The organism is Robinsoniella peoriensis (assembly GCF_000797495.1).
In the GTDB taxonomy this organism is placed as follows: domain Bacteria; phylum Bacillota; class Clostridia; order Lachnospirales; family Lachnospiraceae; genus Robinsoniella; species Robinsoniella peoriensis.
In genome coordinates this window covers 37,368-60,382 of record NZ_JTGN01000005.1, presented here as the reverse complement: position 1 = coordinate 60,382, position 23,015 = coordinate 37,368, and the positions used below count along the sequence as shown (strand labels likewise).

The following is a 23,015-nucleotide window of genomic DNA, read 5'->3' as shown; positions in this document are numbered from 1 at the left end:
ATATTACAGTATAATGTGTAATATGGCCACGATAAAGCAGATTGAAAGAATAAAATTGTGGCATCCTTTCTATTTTATTATTTTCTTCCAACTTACTACCTGCCTGCACAGGCTATGTCCTTTTGATATTCTCTTGCAAAGTTCTGCCTTGCACGAAGCAAGCGGCTTTTCACCGTATGCTCATTCATTTCCAGAAGTTCTGCAATCTCTCTTGTATTAAAACCTTCTACATAATATAAGATCAGGATTGTACGGTACTTCTCATTCAGAGCATTCAAAAGTTCTGTAAATTCCAGGTTATCCTGGGGCAGGTCGGGATCAGCCAATTCCGGGAACTCATCCATCAGGCATAATGACTTATTTTGTTTTAAAATGTCTTTGCAATTATTAATCAGAATACGAACCAGCCATGTTTTGAAATATCTTGGCTCTTTCAATGTTTCTAACTTTTCATAACACTTTAAAACCGTTTCCTGCATGGCATCAGCAATATCTTCCTCGTGGTGCAGATAAGATTTCGCGATCTTGTACATGCTCTGCTTATTTAATTCCATAAGCTTGATGAAAGCCTCTTCATCATTTTTCTGTGCCTTGATTACCAGATGCTTCAATGGAACACCTCCTTTTTCAAAGTGCATTTTCTCCACATTTTTTCCGCACTTTTATGTGTTTACAATCATTAGACAGATACGATTGGAAAAAGGATGCATTATATGAAAATATTTTATTTTGGAAAATATACTGCGTCTGGGTTCTAGATCCTCTCGGCGTATTTATGCCGGAAGACACTAGTTTCTTCCATATATAATAATACCTTATATCTCGTCGCCATTCAGCAGCCGGTCTAAAATTACTTTTCGATGATTGATAAACATTTCCATTACCTGATAGCATTCTGCATCTTCATATGCTATGGGTAATACACTGTCAGCATCAAAAGAGTATATCCCGGCATCCGGCATACCAAGTAAAACAGGCGAATGCGTGGCTATGATAAATTGTGATCCTTCTTTTGCAAGCTGTGAGATATATAATAAAAGCGTCAACTGTCTCTGGGGCGACAGTGCCGCTTCCGGCTCATCTAAAATATAAACCCCGTCTCCCCGGAAACGATTCTGTACAATCGCCAGAAAACTCTCCCCATGCGACTGGTGATGAAGCGATTTTCCTCCATAACCGCTCAAGAATGCCGGATCCATCATGATTCCTCCGCCAGTGGTTTTCGCCAGTTCCTCCATCTTAGTTGCCACATTGTAGAAACTCTCTGCCCTTAAGAAAAACCCGTCTTTTGCTTTTCGAATGCCTTTTACGATACGAAGATGCTTCCACAAATCCGTATGGGTGTCATTGGAGGAAAAATTGTAATGAACGCTGCCGCCCTCCGGGTTAAAGCCATATGCTACCGCAATTGCCTCCAGCAGTGTAGATTTCCCGGAACCATTTTCCCCAACGAAAAAAGTAATATTTTGGTGAAAATCCAGTTCTTTTATGGAAGCCAGTGCTTTAATATCACGATAGTAAGCATCCGGATCTGTTTTTTCCCACTCTATTTTTATTGACCGTATATATTTATGATCCATAATTACTCTCCCTCTTTTATAAATCAAACAAGCTCAATTGGGTAATCTGATAGTTCTTCTGATAACCGTAAATAATATCCTGCATTTTATAACGTATTCCAAACTTTTCGCATTCATTTGCAAATATTCCCCATAATTTTTTCGCCCTGGGACTTCTGCATTCATAGTAATTACCAAATCGCCTGATATATTTTTCCACCAGTTTTTCACCAGGAAATAATTCATCTAACTTTTCAAAATACCATTCTCTTTGATTCAGGCGCAGAGTCACACCAAAGGCAGGATAGATAAATTTACCGCCCATTTCTGCTGTCAGCTGCACGATACGCAGTATATTTTCTTCACTGTCCTCTAAAAAAGGCAGCACCGGCATCAGCAAAATACCCGCAAAGATACCATGTGCGGACAATTCTCTCAGGGCTTCAAAACGGCTGGATGAAGGCGCCACCCCGGGTTCTATTTTCTTACATAATTCATCATCTGCCGTAGTTACGGTAATCTTGCACAAAACAGGTGAATGTTCCTTTATTTCTTCCAGAATATCTATGTCTCTTGTGATAAGGGGGCTTTTTGTCGCAATTGCAGCACCAAAACCAAAAGCGTCAACAAGTTCCAAAGCATGACGGGTAAGCATCAGATTTTTTTCAAAAGGATTGTAGGGATCACTCATGGCACCTGTTCCTACTACTCCTGTTTTTACTTTTCTTCGCAAATCATCCCGGATAATCTGCAAAGCATTTTCTTTCGCCCTCACCCGGTCGAAATCATCAATGCGGTAACACTCGGAGCGGCTGTCGCAGTAAATGCACCCGTGACAGCATCCTTTATAAATATTCATATTATAATCGATTCCAAACCAGGAATCTGCGCTCTTTGTTCTGGTAACAATAGTCTTTGCCGGTATGTATTCCATATGAACTCCAATCCGCATGCAAATCGTATAATCTGCAGGCTTTTTTCTGTATTTGATTATTATACTGCCTTTCAAAAAACAGAACAATTGTTTTTTTAGAATTCCTTTCATTTTCCAATTGCTTTTTTCCAAATATCACTTATAATGAGATTATCAATACAGAACAGGAGTGATTATCATCGAAGCGTTAAAAGACGGCTATCTGAATATTCATGATGCCGAAATCTACTACCGCATTTATGGCGATAGTGAAAATGAGAATACTATATTGTTCATTCACGGGAATGGCGAAGACTGGACCTGCTTTCAGCGTCAGTTAGAAGTATTTTCCAAAGACTACAGAGTAATTACGATGGACAGCCGGGGACACGGCCGGTCTATGGTATCTAATACAGCGATTACTCTGAAGCAAATTGCCAAAGACGCAGTTATGCTGCTCCAGAAACTGGGAGTTACCCATGCAGCACTGATTGGATTCAGCGATGGCGCAAATGCAGCACTTGAAATTGCCTTAAACTCTACATTTAAAATAGACTTTCTGGTTCTTGCCGGAGCCAATCTGTCCCCCTCCGGCGTAAAATTTACCTATCAGTTTCCAATTATGATTGGCTATTATCTGTGTTCTTTTATTGCTAAATTTGACAAAAAAGCATTACATAATGCTTCCATATTAGGCCTTATGGTGAAGGAACCCCGTATACACCCGGAAATGCTTGCAAAGATCACTGTTCCCGCCCTGGTAATTGCCGGACAGCACGATATGATCAAAGAGAGCCACACGAAGCTGATCGCACATTCTCTGCCAAAAGCACAGTTGAAAATCATACCTGGAGCCAATCATTTTGTATTTGGTAAATGGGCAGATGAAACAAACCATTTTATTTTATCATGTTTAAAAACCCCGCCAAAGCATTAACGCTTCGGCGGGGTTTTTTTATGCAATTATGCAGTTTTTATAAACTGGCTGTTGTACAGATCCGCATAGAATCCGTTCTTACTCATTAACTCATCGTGGTTACCCTGTTCTACAATATTACCGTCTTTCATAAACAGTATCAGGTCTGCATCACGAATCGTAGATAATCTGTGGGCAATTACAAAACTGGTACGTCCCTTCATCAGATAATCCATCGCTTTCTGGATACGGACTTCCGTTCTTGTATCAACGGAACTGGTTGCCTCATCCAGGATTAAGATCTTGGGATCAGCAAGAATCGCTCTGGCAATTGTCAGCAGCTGCTTCTGCCCCTGAGATATATTACTGGTCTCTTCATTTAACACCATGTTATACCCACCGGGCAGAGTCTTAATAAAGTTATGGGCATGTGCCGCTTTGGAAGCAGCAATAACTTCCTCGTCGGTAGCTCCCAGACGTCCGTAACGGATATTTTCCATGATCGTTCCATTGTACAGCCAGGTATCCTGTAATACCATACCGAACATTTCACGGAGTTCACTTCTGTTGAAATTCCGAAGATCATGGCCATCTACCTTAATGGATCCTGTATTGACATCATAAAAACGCATCAGAAGCTTGATCATTGTGGTCTTTCCTGCGCCTGTCGGTCCAACAATTGCGATTTTCTGACCCTCATTAATATGCGCTGAGAAGTCATGAATTGTTATATGCTCCGGATTATAGCCGAAGCTTACATGTTCAAATTCTACATTTCCCTGTAAGTGATCAATATGAACCGGATTTTCAACCTTCTGGTCTTCTTCCTCTTCCTCCAGGAATTCAAATACTCGTTCTGAAGCTGCTGCCGTAGCCTGCAGCATATTAGTTACCTGGGCAATCTGCTGGATCGGCTGGGTGAAGTTACGAATATACTGGAAGAAGGACTGTATCTGGCCTACTTCAATACTTCCCTTGATTACCAAAAATCCGCCGAGAAGTGCAACCATAACATACCCCAGATTTCCTACAAACTGCATAATAGGCATCATCATTCCGGAAAAGAACTGGGATTTCCATGCAGATTCATATAATTTCTGATTTGTTTCTTTAAACTCTGTTACTACCGCATGTTCTTTGTTAAATACTTTTACAATATTATGACCGCTGTATACTTCTTCCACCTGTCCGTTTACATCTCCCAGGTATTTCTGCTGCTGCTGGAAGAATTTCTGTGAAAACTTCATAACTCTGCTGATAATCAGCATTGAGATCGGGAGTATTAAAAGTGCACAAATCGTCATAATGATGTTGATGCGAAGCATCATGATGAATACACCAATCAACATGGTCACCGAAGTAATCAGCTGCGTAACACTCTGATTTAAGCTCTGTCCCAAAGTGTCCACATCATTGGTAATTCTGGAAAGAATCTCTCCTGTAGTTCTGCTTTCGAAATACTTCATTGGCATACGGTTAATCTTATGGGATATATCTTTTCTTAAATTATAAGATACATCATTTGATATTCCGGACATAATGAATCCCTGTATAAAGGAGAGGCAGGCACTCATCACATATAATCCCAGCAGTGTCAGGAGAATCTCACCGATTTTATCAAAATTAATACCGCCGGTACCATTGATTTTTCCCATTAAGCCATTAAAAATTTCTGTCGTTGCATTACCTAAAATAGTCGGTCCGATGATTGCAAATGTTGTACTGGCTATTGCGAATACCATCATAATCAAAAACCGGAATTTATATCGTCCCATATAACCTATGAGCTTTTTCATCGTACCTTTAAAGTCTTTTGCTTTCTCACCCGGAACCATATGTCCGCCCGGCCCCATAGGTCTGCCAGGCCTGCCATGTTTCTCATTACTCATTGGACAATTCCTCCTTTGACAATTGTGATGCTGCAATCTGATAATATACATCGCAGTTTTTCAGTAATTCCTGATGTGTTCCTATTCCTGCTACTTTTCCTTCATCCAAAACAATAATCTGCTCTGCATGGAGTATGGTGCTGATACGCTGGGCTACAATAATCGTTGTGGCATCCTTCGTTTCATTTTTCAGCGCACCTCTAAGGGCAACATCCGTTTTATAATCCAGCGCGGAGAAACTATCGTCAAAGATATAGATCTCAGGTTCTTTTGCGATTGCTCTGGCGATAGAAAGCCTCTGCTTCTGTCCACCGGATACATTCGTTCCGCCCTGGGCAATCGGCGAATCAAACTTCTCATCTTTTTCCTGAATAAAGTCATATGCCTGTGCTATTTGAGCCGCTTTTGCCACTTCTTCATCTGTTGCATCCTCTTTACCGTAGCGCAGGTTCGTAGCAATGGTTCCCGAGAACAGAACACCCTTTTGAGGTACATATCCGATTTTATCATGCAGCTCACGCTGGCTCAGTTCACGGACATCCACACCATCTACCAGAATCTGTCCCTGTGTCACATCGAAGAATCTTGGAATCAGATTCACCAGGGTAGATTTACCGCATCCGGTACTTCCGATAATCGCTGTGGTTTCACCCGGTTTTGCCGTAAAGTTCAGATTAGAAAGTACACTTTCCTCCGCTTCCGGATAGGTAAATGATACATTTTTAAATTCTACGATACCCTTTTTGCTTCTGTCTGCACTTTTCGGGTCTTTTGGATCATGAAGGATCACTTCTGTCTCCAGCACTTCATTAATACGTGTTGCGGATACACTTGCCCTTGGCAGCATAATGGAAAGCATGGTAAGCATCAGGAAGGACATAATAATCATCATGGTATATTGTATAAATGCCATCAGATCTCCAACCTGCATATTTCCATTGTCAATTCCGGCCGCACCTTTCCACACAATCAATACGGTAATCCCGTTCATGATAAACATCATAAGAGGCATCATGAATGTCATACACCGGTTTACAAAAAGATTCGTTTTCATCAGTTCATGATTGGCTGTTTCAAAACGCTGTTCCTCATGCTTCTCTGTACTGAATGCACGAATAACCGGAACACCCTGGAGTATTTCCCTGGACACCAGGTTCAGGCGGTCAATTAATTTCTGCAGTGCCTGGAATTTCGGCATGGCAACGCTGAAAAGAATGGATACTACAACCAGAATCGCTCCTACAGCCACGGCAATAATCCATGCCATTGATTTATTCGTACCCAGTGCGTGAATTACACCTCCAATACCCAGGATCGGAGCATAGAGGACAATACGGAAAAGCATTGTCATCAGCATCTGTACCTGCTGAATATCATTGGTACTTCTTGTAATCAGGGAAGCAGTGGAAAACTTATCGAATTCCGCATTGGAAAAGGAAATCACTTTCTCAAACACTTTTTCACGCAGATCCCGGCTTAAGGACGCTGCTACCCGGCATGACAGGAATGTAACCAGAACGGCTGCAATCATAATTGTCAGTGCAAATGCCAGCATCACCAGACCAGACTTTAAAATATAATTTGTCTGCATTCCGTCCATGTCAATCCCCTGGGCCTGATACTCACTTTTTACAAAATTAATAGACGACTGGGTGATTATGGATTCCGGCATCTTATCCAGCTTTTCACTCATGCCTTCCATCACTTTATCCATCTGCTCTTTTGGCATCTGGGCAAATACGGTAAATGGATCTGTGCCCTCCGGCAGTTTCATTTGTGCCAGAATCGCTTTTGTCTGATCCGAATCAGAAGTCAGACCATATACCATCAGCATGGGCTTTCCAAATTCCGTGTTTAACTTATCTCTGGTTTCTTTATCTACTTTCTTCAGGGACCACATATCATTTTCCAGTGTATAATTCTCTTTCACCAGATTCTGGGTATCCTCATCCATAAAGATAAACAGTTTATCCATGGTTTCCCCGCGGATTGTTTCTGCTACGGCATCCTCAATACCATTTTGCTGAATGCCTACATTTACAATCTTCGAAGTATAATCAGGCAATGACAAATCACAATAAGCCTGAAGGAACAGCAACAGGACAATTACCAGTATTATCCCGGCTGATTTCTTTAGATACTTAAAAATTTTAAACATAATATCTCCTCTCATTACTACTTAAGCATTTCATTTTAACGCGGTAATTCAAAATCGAAGGCTTCTTTTGGAATACTGTCCGTCAATTTCACAAGATTTTTTTGTATTTTTTCCATAATACGTAAATATTCAGCCAATTCCAGTTCCGTCAAGCCGTCATAAATTTCTTCAATCGCTTTTTTAAAAACATCCCTGGTACGTGTAGCTGTCTCTTTTCCACGTTGGGTTATGTAAACCCTCTGGGTTCTCATATCCTTATCATCTGATTTCCGGCTGATCAGCCCTGCCGCTTCCATTCTCTTAATCATCACAGTCAGCGTAGCCGGTTTTATGCAAAGGTTCTTAGCTATCTGAGTCTGGCTGCATCCCTCTGTCTGGGAAATAAACATCAGGAGCCTGGGATCCCCTTTATAAAGCTTTTCATTGTCCAGTTCATGGCGAAGATATCGAAACTCATATCTTTGTATCGCCCATTCACTGAATTTAACCTTTGCACACAAATCCATGTCCATCTTATTCACCCCTATCTGTGCATCGTTTGAAGTCTCGTTTTTTAGTTAGACATCTAACGAATATATTATCACCCGTTATTTTCTAATTCAACAAAAAAATTCTAAACTTTTTATAAAGTTTGACATCTAACTAATTTATATTTCACTTGCCAAATGATAAAAATTATTATATACTATTCAAAACAAACGTTAACGCCAGCATAAGGGAGTAGTTAGCACGCATGTGTAGCAGGGTCAACATACTGATAAGTAATTATCTGGTTCTGCTTTAAATAACGAGACTTATCTGCAGAGATTCCATCTGCGGATAGGTCTTTTCTTTTGTCCCAGAGCGTGTTTTAAAATTACTATTATAAGTAGTACAACAACTGGCATCGTTTTTAAGATACATAAACATACCGCAGGAGGAAAGATATGAATTTAGCAGAATTATTGATTTTAGCAGTCGGGCTTTCTATGGATGCATTTGCTGTATCCATCTGTAAGGGGTTATCCATGCCCAAAAGTACATTTAAGAAATGTTGTATTGTAGGGCTCTACTTTGGAATATTCCAGGCAGGTATGCCGCTGATTGGGTATTTCCTGGGTGTGCAGTTCAAAGAATACATAACCAGTATAGACCATTGGATTGCTTTTATACTACTGGGAATCATCGGGATTAATATGATACGGGAAGCTTTGAGCAAAGAGCAGGAGTGCTGTAATGACTCCCTGGATATGAAATCTATGCTGGTACTTGCCGTTGCTACCAGCATTGATGCTCTTGCCATAGGAGTTACCTTTGCTTTCTTAAGTGTAGATATCATTCCTGCTGTCTCCTTTATCGGTATCGTAACATTTGCATGTTCCTTTATCGGTGTTAAAATCGGAAATATCTTTGGCGCACGATATAAATCAAAAGCAGAACTCGCCGGAGGAATAATACTAATTCTCATGGGAACGAAGATTCTTTTAGAGCACTTAGGGGTTTTTTAAATGACTATTTAAAGTATTGTGATTATATTAAAATTGTTCTAAAAAATATGCACAATAAAACTTGCTTTTTTCTTGTTTTATTGCTATAATATGCATCAACGGAGTGTGGCGTAGCTTGGTAGCGCGCTCGGCTGGGGGCCGAGAGGTCGCAAGTTCAAATCTTGTCACTCCGATGATGAAAACCCGTACAAACACTGACTTTCTGGGATATGAGAGTTAGTGTTTTTTGTTTTTTGAAGGACTGTTCTAACACTGTTCTAACTCTTGGGATTTAGATCGAACTTTTCGACAAGCGCATCTGAAATGACAAACTTCTTATTTTTCTTCACCCTTGCATAAACTTCAAAGTTGTTTCAATGTCTTTTTGACCAACCCAGTCTTGAATATCCTTGATACTATAATTATCCTCTACCAAAAGAGAAATACAGCTTGCACGTAAATCATGCAGTCTTAACTCAGATGATAACTCAGGATCAGCCCTTACGATGGTCTGACATACCCACATAGAAAATATCTGGGAAGTATCGGTTTTAAATGGGCATCTGAGAAAAAGAAATGGTACTTTCACACGGAAACTTTCAGGAAGAAAAGCCGTAAGAAATTGAGTATTGATGATATCCGCCTGTACTACGGAAGCACAAGTGTTAAGAATGAAACTGCTGTATTGCTTAATTCATAAAGGAAAGGAGCACTGTCAGGTGCTCCTATGTCCTGTGATATATGATGATAGATGAGGGAGTGGTTAAAACTTTCGAGGGGGTCTTTTTTTGGCTCGCTGGGTGCATCTGGTTCTCTTCTACACTCACTCGGAAATCCAAACCGATTTTTAATAATAGTTATTTTATTCGCTATAGACAGATATTACAATATAAGATTATTTTCCTTCAAGATATTCGTAGCTTTATCGAATCCATCTCCAATATACAAAATTGCACATTTGTTTTCCCTCGCGATTATAGCACTATCAATAAACCAAGGGAGGAATATGAAACGAGAAGAAACTCTAAAAGTTATTGAAACCGGTACTTCTTCTGGATATCTTTATAACTTTAAAGGCAAGCGCAATCAATATAAATTTAAGGCTATGTATAGAGTAGGCACAGGTGGTATTGATACTGTTACGCTTGGTGAAAAAGTGTAATAAGCAAACAAAAGTTAACTTATTATACTTTTTTATTTTATCATGCAAACTTTTCTTTAATATATTTTAACAGTCTACATTCTATGTATTGAGCTATTTTCTGTCATATGGTAAAATAATTCATATATTAACACAAAAAAGAAAGGAGAATAAATAATTAACTCGTAAATATGTCAAGTAGGGAGAAAAGTATGAAATTATTGAAAAAGTGTAGTATTTTGTTGTCATGTATGTTAGTCTTTTTATTCTGTACACTAAACGTCTTAGCAAAAGGAGATACAACAACTGATGATTCAAAAATTAAGGTTATTGATAATAATCTTATTACAGGGGAAGAAACAGAATTTGAAATTAGTACGTCAACGCCGTATGGAATGAATTTTACGACACCACCATTTAAAGGTAATTCAGCTTACTCTAGAATATTAGTAAATGGGAACGATAATAGGCATAAAATTAAACATCCTGAAGTTTGGCCTTTTAGCGCAACATGTTTTGCAGTATTTATATGGCCAGATGGGTCTAGAGAATTCGGGACTGCTTTTATGGTTGGACCTCGAACTGCTGTTACATCTGGGCATTGCGGGTACCAAACTAAACGGGGTGGTAAAGTTATAAGTATGAGGTTATTTCCTGGCAAGAACGGACTATCCAACCCATATGGTATGGCAAACGTTACTAATGTTTATACTGAAGGAACCTGGAATTTAGAAGGACAAACTAAGAACGACTATGCAATTTTACGTTTAGATACAAATATAGGCGACTATTCAGGGTGGTATGGTCTCGAGAGTACACCTGGCAAAGAATACTATAAAGGAACAGTAGTTCATGTACCGGGTTTTCCAGGGGAATTTGTTACAAACAATGCTTTGTCTGCTAACATGTATAACAAAGAGGGTAAAATAACTGCATGTATAACAAAAGTATTAACATATAATATGGACACTACATCGGGACAAAGTGGTGCTCCTATATACAGAGATGATAATCAATACGTTATTGGCATCCACTCAAGACCAAGTAGCACATATTCAAATCGCAATGAAGGATTCCGGTTAACCAGTTATATGGTGAATTGGGTAAGAAGTTTTCTATGATAAGTTCCAGAATATTTTTCGCTATTTTGACTTTTGTTATATTAATGATTGGTGGATGTGTAAATAGCAACAGCGAAAATAATAAAAGTTTAAATGACCAAACAGATATAATAACAACGAATGATGAAATGACTAAAGATAACCTAGAAGTCATCAATTATCCAGAAGATTATTTTACAGATTATTTGGTAGCTGAAATTAAAACTGAAATAATAACTTCTTCTACTTCGTATATTTCAGTAGAATTAGTAGATCAAGATGATGAAGTTATTATAAAATCATGTGATAATGCTTTTGAGTTAAATATATCAATAAATAATACATGGTACAATGTTCCGCTAGTAGATAATTCACAATATTTAGAAACTAGCATTTGGTTTAATGGTGAATCAATCAAAAACCTCTCATTATTTCTAAAAAGTTTTGAAATAAATTCTGGTCACTATAGAATCATATTTAATTATCTTGTAGATGGAGAATCAAAATGGTATCATACGTTTACCGAATTTGATGTGGAAGATTAAATTATTATGTTTGTTTGACGAGCACATACGTTTTAGCTGAAAAGGAGAGCATCTTTTGTGGTTCTCCTTTTTTTATAACAAATTTTCTCATTAATTCCCTCTCACCATCTCTCAATTCTGTATTATAATTAATATTGGAGGGATTTTGATAATGCAAAATGTGGACTTTGACGATGATAAACATGACGAAATAGACATTTTAATAAAAGAAATTTTGTTTCGTGAAGCTGATGAATATGAGAAAACAATTGAAAAAACAGACTGTCCAGAACCGACTGAAGAAGAAATTCAGGAGACGTATAAAAAACTCATGATAAAAATAGTCAAATGAAAACTATAATAGGGACGATTGATACCCGCCCCTATTTTTCTCTTAATTATGAACTGTAAATTTAACTTCTTTCAATATGTTCTTTTCTCCGTAAAACTTATCCATAACATATGACTGTAAAGACAATGTCATACCTGCCCATTTTTCTAAATTTAGATTTCTAAATACAAATTTACCCTTACTATCTGATTTCACAGAAATAATTTTTTTACCGTTTTGATCTCTAAGTGATACCGTTGAATTTTTGTTTGCGAAACCACTAATTTTTTTAATATTTTTATTAATCTTATCAAATGCTACAGGCTGTATAAGCTTTATAGTTCTTTTAATGTTTTGAAGTTTGACTGTACTTTTATACCAGTCATCAATTCGCCTCCAACTTTGTGGTAATTTTTCATTTAATTCTTTTTCACTTAAACAATTCCACTTAAATTCTACGACGCCTAATTCAGTATACTTATTAAGATTAGGTAAGCGATTTAATCTGTTTCCAGTCGCATAAATTGAAGTTAATCTTTTTAAATTTTTTATTGCGTCAAGTCTTTTTAATCTATTTCCATTTAATACTATATTCTCCAGATTTACCAGATTTTTAATTGCATCTATATTTTTAATCTGATTATCCCATGCGCTTATAGAAGTCAAATTTTTTAAATTTTCAACTCCCGAAAAATTTGTCAGTTTATTATCAGATACATCCAGTGATTCAAGCTGATACAACCTTTCTATTCCAGAAAGAGTAGTTAGTTGGTTAACAGCAACATCTAAATATTTTAGGTTTTGTAATTTTTTTATATGTTTTATGCTTCGCAAACGATTAAATGACACATTCAAATAGGTTAGATTTTTAAGTTTCTCTATCCCTCTCAAAGATTTTATTTTTGTTGACTCAATATTATCATCATCGCCATCTGCTTCTAAACGAGTAATTCTAGCTGCCTCTTTTTCTGTAAATGTTTTAGTGCTACTTTTGCCAAGCTCTTGCAAAATCTTTTGATATAATACTCGATCAGGGATACCCGTATTATCATTAGGAATAATTTTACTTTTTGCCATAGCATTCAGCGGTAACACTGCCATTATTAACATAACTACCACTGCTGTCAATAGAACTTGTTTTCTTCTTATCATACCTTTTTCCTCTCTCTCATGTAATATCTTACAATAATACAAAATTATTATATCATATTTTTAGCATTTTTTCATGTATGATTGACTAACTGGTATGAATTCTTGATTAATTGGTAAATAAGCAAAAATAGAGACATACAAGTATATATGTATGCCCCTACTGTTCTATCCTCATTCTATTCACATGTACGCAATATTAATCAGTAATTAATGTCATAATATCCTCAATCGATTATCATAGAGCTGAGGTAATGTTTCTTCTCTTTTCTTCGCATTAACGTTGTATGAGTATTGCGCTTGTTCATCTGTAAGTTCAAAATAAATCGACGGATTGTCAAGTCCTAAAAGTTGTTTCATAATTATTGCTAGGAAATGTAAGCGTTTTACTCTATTTTAGATTGATAAAAATGATAGATGCAAGCATTTCACTACATGATGATTATGGAGGCTTGCATATGAGTGCAGCAAGAGTTTCAGCCGAAGAACAATACAAACAAAGCCTTGAAAATACTGGGCTTTTTATTTTTATATGATGCTTTTTATGGTATAATAAGCATATCAGAAAAGGAGTAGAAAACAGTGGCGAACAATGCAAAAGATTCTTTGATCATGGAATAAAAAGATACTATAAGGCAACTGAATAAATTACTCCAACTCGCAAAGGGCTGGGGTAATTTTAAATTTAACCGCATTATTATTTGGCGCTTATTGACTAACTGGCAGCTATTCTCGTCTAGTCGGTAATATTATCCACTTTTACCGTAGATAAATCTTTTCAAAAATAGAGACATACAAATGTACGCCTCTATCCATAAATCTTATTCAACTCTTATATTACAATATGCGCTTTTTCCACTGCTTGTCTTAAGCGTGAAATTACTATTGAATTGCAGCTTAAAGATACTTTTTCAAAACGCTATAAAGCGTTACAAGTTCCACTGGTTTTGTGATATAACTATCCATTCCACAGGCATAGCCTTTATTAATTTCTTCTATAAAAGCATTTGCAGACATAGCAACAATCGGCAGATGAGAGTCACCTTGCTCCTTTTCAAACTTTCGGATTTCCTGGGTAGCTTCATAACCATCCATATGCGGCATCTGGATATCCATAAATACAAGGTCATAATAATCCGGCGCAACCGCTTTAATTCGTTCCACCGCCTCTAATCCATTCCAGACTTTTTCTATATCAACTCCAAAGTATCTAATAAACTCTTCCGCTATTTCCATATTAATCTCATTATCCTCTACCAGAAGAACACGACCTGAAAATTGTTGCATACTTTCTAAATTTTCAGCATCGATCGATAAATCTTTCTTTTCCTCTTTTGTCAGATCGCTCATAACATGGTACAGCCTGGATTTGAACACCGGTTTTGATAAAAATGCATTCACACCAGCAGATTGAGCCTCTTCAGCAATATCAGCCCAGTCATACGCCGTCAGAACAATTATCGGCAGTTCCTCACCAACAATTTCCCGTATCTGGCGAGTGGTTTGTACACCATCCATACCTGGCATCTGCCAGTCTACAATAACTACGTGATAATCCTGGACGGATTCATGCGCTATTTTTACCTTTTTCACAGCCTCGCTTCCCGTGAGCACCCATTCACTGCGCATGCCGATTTCCTCTATCATTCTAGCAGTACTCTCACAGGCGATGGGATCATCATCAACAACTAGAGAACGCAAATCATATAATTGACTGAAATCACAAAGTTCTTCCTCACAGTTTTGCAGCTTTATTGGAAGAGTTACCGTAAATGTTGTACCTTTGTTTACCTCACTTTCAACCTTGATTTGCCCACTCATCATATCCACGATATTTTTTGTAATAGCCATTCCCAGACCAGTTCCTTCCACCTTGCTTTTGGTGGATGTTTCAGCTCGTTCAAAAGGCAGAAACAGTTTTTTTATAAAATCTTCCGTCATGCCAATACCAGTATCACGCATAATAAACTGATAAGTTCCATATCCTTTTGTCGTGGGTGGCAGCTCACGTATGGTTAACCAGATTTCTCCTCCAGCGGGTGTAAACTTCAGGGCATTGCCAAAGATATTCGACAATATACGCCTGATTTGTACTGCATCACCTGTTACTCGTTCATGGGTCAGATCACTGACATTGATCTCCATTTTTAATCCTTTGTCAGCTGTTTGCAGTTGTGTAATGCTGATGAAGTCATCAATTAGTTCCGGCAGCACAAAATCTTCATCATTCAATGAAACCTTTCCGCTCTCGATCCGGCTCATATCTAAAACATCATTGATGAGACCCAGCAGCTGTTTTGAAGAAGTAGTTATTTTAGTAAGACATGCCTTTACTTTGTCCTGCTTATTAATATCCATAGCAGCTATGGCAGTAAGACCGATGATGGCATTCATAGGGGTGCGAATATCATGTGACATATTAAATAAAAATTGTGATTTTGCAGAATTGGCACGTTGTTCTACTTCAAGTTCTGCCCTAATGTCACGCATTTCTTCCTCGGCTTTGTATTTCAGCCGTAAAATGTACATATAAAAAATAATTGCTATCAGCATAGCACTACTGAGAATACTAGCCATTACCAACATGGTATTCTTGGAACGGGTTACCAGAGAAGAATATTCTTTTAGTTTATTTCCAGCACCTTTCGTGATGGTTTCAGACAGCTCATCCAGCTTGTCCAGTTTGGGTATTATTTCCTTCGTATAATATGCCGAAATATCTTCTGCATTACTATCCTCGCCTTCTGCTATTGATAAGAGCTTTGTCTGGGCTTCAATTAGCTGAAGATAGGTAGATTGCATGGCAGGGACACTTTCTTTATCGGCAAGGTAACGTTCAAGCAATAAGTCTATCTTCTCCGTCATAGACTGGTTGATGGTGTCATAATATGCTCTTATCCCCTCAACGATCTCCTGAGACTGGGAGTATGTCAATCTCTCCGGCAATGCACGCAATAACATCAAGTTTGCTTTGACATCACCTATTGCAACGACAACTGTATACGGATGTTCACTAACAGTGACCATTTGTTTATTCATAATATTGGAGTTGTAAATTGTTATTGTGTAGTAAACTATTATAATCAATATAATAATGACAGTTATTGCCTTTGAAATTATATTTGCATTTACTTTTATCATTTTATGTAGCATTTCATCCCGTTCCTTATCTGAAAGTATTTTTCTGTAAATTTTATATTTTCCCATACAGTTGTGCGTATAACAGTGGTCTGTTTGTTGAACCATTAATCCTGTCTATAATATATAAAAAAATTCAGATATATTAGATTTCATTATAGTCGATCCGGGATATATTTTCAACGTTTATTCTTTAGGATTTCTTATAAAATGCACCTTTATCATACCCTTTTTTAATCTGATAAAACCAGACAATAATATTGGTAGTATATTTTTCCATTTTTATATGATATATTTAAATCAGAATTTTTAAGGAGGTGTGGTCCTATATGAAATCAACAGAGAAAGTTACTCCTAAAAATATTTTCAAAACAGTATTAGCTTTTGCATTATTAGTGATATTTGTATATTTTGCAGGTTATGTAATTGGTCAGGCAGTCGGTTATTTATAATCCTGAAACCAGTTTTATTTGAGATGCTGCCGAACGAATCAGAAAATATGCTGCAACATTTTTTTGATAGAAAGAAAAGACAAAATTGATGATAATGCTGGTAAGATAATTATTATTTGATGCGCAAAAGGTAATAAATAACAGGGGCATGCAATTGCACGCCCCTTCCGAATATCATCGCTGTCTTATTTATTATTTATATAATTAATCAGTCCGCCAGCCTCGATCAATTTTTGCATAAACTCTGGAAACGCCTGTCCTTTAAACTCTGTTCCCTTTGTTTTGTTATAGATCATCCCGCTGTCAAAATCTACTTCCACTTCATCTCCGCTTTCAATCCCCTGGGAAGCCTCCGGACATTCAATAATCGGCAAACCGATATTAATTGCATTCCGGTAAAAAATCCTTGCAAATGTTTCTGCAATAACGCAGCTTACACCGGCTGCTTTGATTGCAATAGGTGCATGTTCTCTGGATGAGCCGCAGCCGAAGTTTTTCTCTGCAACGATAATATCTCCTTTTTTCACCTGATTCACAAAATCTTTATCGATATCTTCCATACAATGTGTTGCCAGTTCCGCCGGATCAGAAGAATTCAGGTATCTTGCCGGAATGATGACATCTGTATCTACGTTGTCTCCATATTTAAATACTGTTCCATTTGCTTTCATCGATGCTTCCTCCTATAATCCTAATTCTGCCGGAGCTGAAATTTTACCGGTTATTGCACTTGCAGCAGCTACTGCAGGACTTGTGAGATATACTTCTGATTCCACATGACCCATACGTCCTACAAAGTTTCTGTTGGTTGTAGATACACAGCGCTCTCCCGCTGCCAGGATTCCCATATAGCCGCCCAGACAAGGACCGCATGTAGGTGTACTCACCACTGCACCTGCTTTAATAAAGGTCTGGATCAGCCCTTCTTCGATCGCCTGGAGATATATCTTCTGAGTTGCAGGAATTACGATACAGCGGATTCCTTTTTTCACATGACGGTCTTTTAAAATTCCGGCTGCACATCTCAAATCATCAATACGTCCATTAGTACAGGATCCGATAACAACCTGATCGATCACAACATCTTCCTGGATCTCATCAATAGTCTTCGTATTTTCAGGCAGATGTGGAAATGCGATCGTAGGCTTTAATTCACTTAAATTAATTGTGTACTCTTCTTCATATTCGGCATCTTCATCTGCTTCATAAACGGTATAAGGCCTCTTGGTATGGGATTCAAAATATGCAGCGGTTAATTCATCTACCGGGAAAATACCATTTTTACCGCCAGCCTCAATTGCCATATTTGCAATTGTAAAACGGTCATCCATTGTAAGATTCTTAACACCCTCTCCTACAAATTCCATAGATTTATAGAGAGCACCATCCACCCCAATCATACCGATAATATGTAAAATCACATCTTTCCCGCTCACCCATTTTGAAGGTGTTCCAACCAGGTTAAATTTAATGGCGGAAGGTACTTTAAACCATGCTTTACCTGTTGCCATGCCGGCTGCCATATCCGTACTTCCCACGCCGGTTGAAAATGCTCCTAAAGCTCCATAAGTACAAGTATGGGAATCTGCACCGATGATTACATCTCCTGCTACTGTCAGTCCTTTTTCCGGGAGAAGCGCATGTTCAATTCCCATATCTCCTACATCAAAGTAATTGGTAATATCATGCTTACAGGCAAATTCACGCACGCATTTGCAATGCTCTGCTGACTTGATATCTTTATTCGGAATAAAGTGGTCCATTACAAGGGCAATTTTATCCTTATGGAATACCCCTCCTGTTTTCATTTTATCCATTTCATGAATCGCTACCGGAGAAGTGATATCATTTCCCAGTACCAGATCCAGATCTGCTTCTATCAGCTGTCCTGCTTCTACAGTCTGCAGTCCGGCATGAGCAGCTAAAATTTTCTGTGTCATTGTCATTCCCATGTTATTTGTCCTCCTGATTTTCGTTGAATCAAAATCCCTAAAAACGAATGGATCTTAACTATTGTTTGAATTATATCACAAATATTGATATAATAGAAATACATATTATGAATATTTGTTATAACTTGACGTTATATTATTGCAGTTTACTTCCAATGTCATTTTGTTAACGTTATTTTCGGACTCGCAAAGAAATGAGGATATCTATGAATCAGAACCTGTCACTCTATAAAATATTTTTTACCGTAGCAAATGCCGGCAATATCTCCAGAGCCGCCGGGGAACTTTACATCAGCCAGCCAGCAATCAGCAAGTCGATTCAAAGGCTGGAACAGTCTCTGGATACGGTTCTTTTTACCAGAACCTCCCGTGGTGTACGGCTTACTGACGAAGGCAAATTGCTCTATGACCATGTCAAAACGGCTTTTGACGCCATTGAGACCGGGGAAGAGCAGCTGCGCATGGCCGCTGATCTGGGCATTGGCCACCTGCGTATAGGCGTTAGCACAACCCTTTGCAAATACCTGCTGCTCCCTTATCTGCAGGAGTTTATTAAGCTGTACCCTCACATCCGCATAACGATTGAATGCCAGTCCAGTAATCGTACCCTGCAGTTATTAGAAGAACAGAAAATTGACATCGGGCTGATTAGTAAACCGGAGCACAACACTCATATCCAATTCCATACCATAGAAGAAATTGAAGACATTTTCGTAGCATCAAAAAATTACCTGGATAACCTTTTCTTACGGACAAAAGAAGAAAAATATGATATATTAAGTACAGCTACTCTTATGCTTTTAGACAAAGATAATATGACCCGCCAGTATATCGATGATTATCTGGCTGAGCAGAAGCTGGAACCCAACACCCTGTTAGAAGTAACGACGATGGATCTTTTGATTGATTTCGCAAAAATAGGGCTTGGCGTTGCCTGCGTCATAAAAAAATTTGTTCAGAAAGAGTTAGACAACCAGACTTTGCAGGAGATTCCTCTTGAATTTCCAATTCATAAGCGCCAGGTCGGATTTGCATATCTTAAATCGTCATATCCCTCCCACGCATTACAGGAATTCATCAGCTTCTGCAGTAAAACCAAAAGGGGGAATATTGATTTATGAAGAAGTTTCGATCTTTACTACTGTTACTGCTGATTCTAATGGCAACCACATTACCTGTTACTACCCATGCCGCCGGTGCAAAGCCCGCAAAAACCGGATGGGTACAGATGAAATACCGGTATTATTACGATAAAAACGGGAAAAAAATCTGTAATACCACTTATAAAATTGATGGCAAACGCTACTATTTTAATGCCAAAGGCCGTATGATCCAAAACCGCTTCGTTACTTTTAAAGGGAAGAAATTATATCTTACTTCCAACGGGACAGCAGCCACGGGTCTGAAAAAAGTAAAAGGTAATACATATTTATTTGATAAAAACGGTTATCTCCGTACGAATGGATTCAAAACATACAATAACAAAAAATACTATGCCAATAAAAAAGGAATCATCCAAAAAGGATTTCATACTATAAAAGGTAAGAAATACTATTTTAACAGCAAAGGTATCATGCAGACCGGCTGGCTGAAAAAAGGCAAATCCACTTATTACTTTAATAAAAAGGGTGTGATGCAAACCGGATGGCAGAAAATCAAAAAAGGGAAAAAGACTTATGACTATTATTTTAACTCCAATGGCAAAATGGCAGTTAATACCTGGGTACAAGGCTATTATGTAGATAAAAACGGAAAATGGATCAAAAATAAAAAACAGTCCATTACCGCCCTGAACGATGAGCTGACGGCTTACATCAATAATTCCTGTACACCGGGCAGGTGGTCTGTTTACGTAAAAAATTTAAATGATGATCAGACCTGTTTAATTGGTAATAATTATTATTATGCAGCCAGTGTCATAAAGGTATTTACCATGGGCGCCGTATACGAATCCATTCAAAACGGTCGAATTCCAGAAACCACATCCACCAATCAGCTGCTCCACTCTATGATCACTTACAGCAGCAACGAATCTTTTAACACGCTGGTCCGTACCATTGGTAAAAATGCAACCAACGATTTCTGTAAAAAATATGGATATACGGATACTAATCAGGGTCAGGCTATTTACCCCAGCTCTAACGGCGGGGAAGATATTAACAACGGTACCACCTGGAATCAGACATCCGTCCAGAACTGCGGAAAAATCCTAGAAGACATTTACAATGGAAAATGCGTATCCAAAACCTATTCGAACAAAATGCTGGATCTGCTAAAGCAGCAGACTTTCCGCATTAAAATACCGTCCGGTCTTCCAGCCGGAACAGTTGTTGCCAATAAAACCGGAGAAACGGATGAATATCAGCACGATATGGCAATTGTCTATTCTCCCAAAGCAGATTATATTCTCTGTGTAATGTCAAATATCTCTAATGCAGGTGCGGCACAGGCTAATATTCGCGCCATATCACAAATCGTATATCGGCATTTCAATTCCTGATCACAAAAAATCCGGCAGCGTTATGAAAAATCATAACCCCGCCGGATTTTTTGACTATATAATCACTGGGAGCTCCCCAACAATTTTACCTGCTTAGAAATGCTGAATCTGGAATTAGTTGTCCAGTAATTTGTTTCCGTCATTCCAGCTATATAATTTACGAAGTTCTTTACCAACTTCTTCTAACTGATGACCTGCTTCCTGTTTTCTCTTAGCCATGAAGTTCGGGCATCCTACCTGATTCTCTAATAACCAGTTACGTGCAAAAACACCTTCCTGGATGTCTGTTAAGATCTGTTTCATTGCTTTCTTTGTTTCATCTGTAACGATCTTAGGACCTGTGATGTAATCTCCGTACTCAGCTGTGTTAGAAATAGAATATCTCATTCCTTCAAATCCGCTTTCGAAGATCAGGTCAACGATCAGTTTCATTTCGTGAATACATTCAAAATATGCACTTTCCGGTTCATAACCAGCCTCTACTAATGTTTCGAAACCAGCTTTCATAAGAGCTGTAACACCACCGCAAAGAACTGCCTGCTCGCCGAAGAGGTCTGTTTCTGTTTCCTGACGGAAAGTTGTTTCCAGAACACCAGCTCTTGCTCCGCCGATTGCTAAAGCGTAAGCCAATCCTTTGTCATGAGCTTTTCCTGTGGAATCCTGATGTACTGCGATCAGACAAGGAACTCCTTTTCCTTCCTGATACTGGCTTCTTACGGTATGTCCAGGTCCCTTAGGAGCGATCATTACAACATCTACATTCTTAGGTGCTACGATCTGTCCGAAGTGAATTGCAAAACCGTGAGCAAACATCAGCATGTTTCCTTCTTCTAAGTTTGGCTCAATAGATTCTTTATACATTTGAGCCTGCTTTTCATCATTGATCAGAATCATGATGATATCCGCTTTTTTTGCTGCTTCTGCAGCTGTATAAACTTCAAATCCCTGTGCTTCCGCTTTCGCCCATGATTTGCTTCCTTCATAAAGACCAATGATAACGTTGCATCCGGACTCTTTTGCGTTTAACGCATGTGCATGCCCCTGGCTGCCATAACCAATAATAGCAATGGTTTTACCTTCTAATAATGCAAGATTACAATCTTCCTGATAATAAATTTTTGCTGCCATTTTCATTTCCTCCAAATGTTTTATATTTGTTAAAGGTTTAAAAGCCTCTAGCGTACTCTTTCCATATGTATCTGACGTACTATAAATATCTTACGTCTTCCGCACCACGGGATAATCCGGTAATACCGGTTCGTGCCAGTTCCAGAATCTCATATCCTTCCAGAAGGTTAATAAAAGCATCCAGTTTTGACTGGTTTCCTGTTAGTTCGATGATAAGTGAATCCACTGCCACATCTACGATCTTAGCCCTGAATATATCAGCTACTGCAATAATAGCCTGACGATTGCCTGCATCTGCCCGTACCTTCACAAGGATTAGCTCACGGCTGACGCTCTCTTCGGGACATAACGACTTAATATCCACCACATCTACCAGTTTCGCTACCTGCTTGGTAATCTGATCCAGAATCAATTCATCTCCACATACAACAACTGTCATTCTGGAATATCTAGGATCAGCGGTTACACCAACAGTCAAACTGTCAATATTATAGCCACGTCTGCTAAATAAACCTGCCACACGGCTTAATACACCGGATGTGTTGTCAACTAACATAGATAATATACGTTTTTTCATAGTAAAACCACCTTTTATACAGACTAAAAGTATTCTACCAATTATTACATTCTTTGTCAATGTCAAATTTGGCAAAGTGGTTTTGTAACACATTGAATTGTTAAAGTGAATATTCCTAAAAT

General features: G+C 38.3%; 21 protein-coding genes and 1 tRNA gene. 10 read left to right on the top strand and 12 right to left on the bottom strand.

Going from position 1 to position 23,015, the window contains the following annotated elements; translation table 11 throughout:
- Window positions 1–95: 95 nt before the first annotated feature.
- From QR40_RS11315 to QR40_RS11305, 3 genes are all read right to left on the bottom strand, one after another.
- Entirely contained in the window at window positions 96–611 is a 516-nt protein-coding gene (locus QR40_RS11315) for an RNA polymerase sigma factor (protein ID WP_027294607.1), read from the bottom strand.
- Window positions 612–815: 204 nt separating this feature from the next.
- Window positions 816–1,580 (bottom strand): AAA family ATPase, encoded by a 765-nt coding sequence (locus QR40_RS11310; RefSeq protein ID WP_044295052.1) that lies wholly within the window; start codon window positions 1,578–1,580, stop codon window positions 816–818.
- A gap of 16 nt (window positions 1,581–1,596) precedes the next feature.
- Entirely contained in the window at window positions 1,597–2,493 is an 897-nt protein-coding gene (locus QR40_RS11305; protein WP_044295406.1) for an SPL family radical SAM protein, read from the bottom strand.
- A gap of 169 nt (window positions 2,494–2,662) precedes the next feature.
- Between QR40_RS11305 and QR40_RS11300 the strand changes: the two genes are divergently transcribed.
- Window positions 2,663–3,409, top strand: coding sequence for an alpha/beta fold hydrolase (locus QR40_RS11300; protein ID WP_052377839.1), 747 nt, complete (start codon window positions 2,663–2,665; stop codon window positions 3,407–3,409).
- 26 nt (window positions 3,410–3,435) lie between these two features.
- Here the strand turns inward: QR40_RS11300 and QR40_RS11295 are convergent, their stop codons facing one another.
- The 3 genes from QR40_RS11295 to QR40_RS11285 are packed head-to-tail and all read right to left on the bottom strand — an operon-like array spanning window position 3,436 to window position 7,947.
- Window positions 3,436–5,277, bottom strand: a complete 1,842-nt coding sequence (locus tag QR40_RS11295) for an ABC transporter ATP-binding protein (RefSeq protein ID WP_044295051.1) — start codon at window positions 5,275–5,277, stop codon at window positions 3,436–3,438.
- Complete coding sequence (locus QR40_RS11290) at window positions 5,270–7,435, bottom strand: ABC transporter ATP-binding protein (protein WP_044295050.1); 2,166 nt, start codon at window positions 7,433–7,435, stop codon at window positions 5,270–5,272. Before QR40_RS11290 ends, QR40_RS11295 begins: the two co-directional genes overlap by 8 nt.
- Window positions 7,436–7,470: 35 nt before the next feature.
- The gene (locus QR40_RS11285) at window positions 7,471–7,947 is read right to left on the bottom strand and encodes a MarR family winged helix-turn-helix transcriptional regulator (protein ID WP_052377840.1); all 477 of its coding nucleotides are present in this window, start codon (window positions 7,945–7,947) and stop codon (window positions 7,471–7,473) included.
- 414 nt (window positions 7,948–8,361) lie between these two features.
- Between QR40_RS11285 and QR40_RS11280 the strand changes: the two genes are divergently transcribed.
- The 6 genes from QR40_RS11280 to QR40_RS11260 all read left to right on the top strand — a co-directional run bounded on the left by QR40_RS11280 (window position 8,362) and on the right by QR40_RS11260 (window position 12,018).
- A complete protein-coding gene (locus tag QR40_RS11280; RefSeq protein ID WP_027294612.1) occupies window positions 8,362–8,922 on the top strand; it encodes a manganese efflux pump MntP in 561 nt (186 codons plus the stop codon).
- Between the two features lie 99 nt (window positions 8,923–9,021).
- Window positions 9,022–9,095 (top strand) — tRNA-Pro (locus QR40_RS11275).
- Window positions 9,096–9,907: 812 nt separating this feature from the next.
- A complete protein-coding gene (locus QR40_RS31750) occupies window positions 9,908–10,063 on the top strand; it encodes a hypothetical protein (RefSeq protein WP_160295800.1) in 156 nt (51 codons plus the stop codon).
- Between the two features lie 191 nt (window positions 10,064–10,254).
- A complete protein-coding gene (locus tag QR40_RS11270) occupies window positions 10,255–11,163 on the top strand; it encodes a trypsin-like serine peptidase (RefSeq protein WP_044295049.1) in 909 nt (302 codons plus the stop codon).
- Window positions 11,160–11,687 (top strand): hypothetical protein, encoded by a 528-nt coding sequence (locus tag QR40_RS11265; RefSeq protein ID WP_044295047.1) that lies wholly within the window; start codon window positions 11,160–11,162, stop codon window positions 11,685–11,687. The genes QR40_RS11270 and QR40_RS11265 overlap by 4 nt, the downstream gene beginning before the upstream one ends.
- Before the next feature lie 151 nt (window positions 11,688–11,838).
- A complete protein-coding gene (locus QR40_RS11260; protein WP_044295045.1) occupies window positions 11,839–12,018 on the top strand; it encodes a hypothetical protein in 180 nt (59 codons plus the stop codon).
- A 42-nt stretch (window positions 12,019–12,060) separates the two neighbouring features.
- Here the strand turns inward: QR40_RS11260 and QR40_RS11255 are convergent, their stop codons facing one another.
- Together QR40_RS11255 and QR40_RS11250 are read right to left on the bottom strand one after the other, a co-directional pair.
- Window positions 12,061–13,149, bottom strand: a complete 1,089-nt coding sequence (locus QR40_RS11255; protein WP_044295044.1) for a leucine-rich repeat domain-containing protein — start codon at window positions 13,147–13,149, stop codon at window positions 12,061–12,063.
- 894 nt (window positions 13,150–14,043) lie between these two features.
- Complete coding sequence (locus QR40_RS11250) at window positions 14,044–16,287, bottom strand: response regulator (protein WP_200889747.1); 2,244 nt, start codon at window positions 16,285–16,287, stop codon at window positions 14,044–14,046.
- 326 nt (window positions 16,288–16,613) lie between these two features.
- Here QR40_RS11250 and QR40_RS32540 point away from each other — a divergent pair, with 326 nt between their 5' ends.
- On the top strand, window positions 16,614–16,736 hold the full coding sequence (locus QR40_RS32540) for a hypothetical protein (protein ID WP_255348094.1): 123 nt from the start codon (window positions 16,614–16,616) through the stop codon (window positions 16,734–16,736).
- Between the two features lie 185 nt (window positions 16,737–16,921).
- Here the strand turns inward: QR40_RS32540 and leuD are convergent, their stop codons facing one another.
- Together leuD and leuC are read right to left on the bottom strand one after the other, a co-directional pair.
- Window positions 16,922–17,407, bottom strand: coding sequence for a 3-isopropylmalate dehydratase small subunit (gene leuD / locus QR40_RS11245; protein WP_027294615.1), 486 nt, complete (start codon window positions 17,405–17,407; stop codon window positions 16,922–16,924).
- A gap of 12 nt (window positions 17,408–17,419) precedes the next feature.
- Window positions 17,420–18,688, bottom strand: a complete 1,269-nt coding sequence (gene leuC, locus QR40_RS11240) for a 3-isopropylmalate dehydratase large subunit (RefSeq protein WP_027294616.1) — start codon at window positions 18,686–18,688, stop codon at window positions 17,420–17,422.
- Window positions 18,689–18,894: 206 nt separating this feature from the next.
- On the opposite strand from leuC, the gene QR40_RS11235 reads away from it, so the two are divergent.
- Both QR40_RS11235 and QR40_RS29755 read left to right on the top strand, forming a co-directional pair.
- On the top strand, window positions 18,895–19,809 hold the full coding sequence (locus QR40_RS11235; RefSeq protein WP_044295043.1) for a LysR family transcriptional regulator: 915 nt from the start codon (window positions 18,895–18,897) through the stop codon (window positions 19,807–19,809).
- Window positions 19,806–21,188 carry a serine hydrolase gene (locus QR40_RS29755; protein WP_052430801.1) on the top strand — a complete coding sequence of 461 codons (1,383 nt, stop codon included), beginning with the start codon at window positions 19,806–19,808 and terminating at the stop codon, window positions 21,186–21,188. The genes QR40_RS11235 and QR40_RS29755 overlap by 4 nt, the downstream gene beginning before the upstream one ends.
- Window positions 21,189–21,302: 114 nt before the next feature.
- On the opposite strand, the gene ilvC is transcribed toward QR40_RS29755, so the two are convergent.
- Both ilvC and ilvN read right to left on the bottom strand, forming a co-directional pair.
- The gene (ilvC, locus tag QR40_RS11225) at window positions 21,303–22,316 is read right to left on the bottom strand and encodes a ketol-acid reductoisomerase (RefSeq protein ID WP_027294618.1); all 1,014 of its coding nucleotides are present in this window, start codon (window positions 22,314–22,316) and stop codon (window positions 21,303–21,305) included.
- A 79-nt stretch (window positions 22,317–22,395) separates the two neighbouring features.
- Window positions 22,396–22,893: an acetolactate synthase small subunit gene (gene ilvN / locus QR40_RS11220; RefSeq protein WP_027294619.1), complete on the bottom strand. Its 498-nt coding sequence runs from the start codon at window positions 22,891–22,893 to the stop codon at window positions 22,396–22,398.
- Window positions 22,894–23,015: the final 122 nt, after the last annotated feature.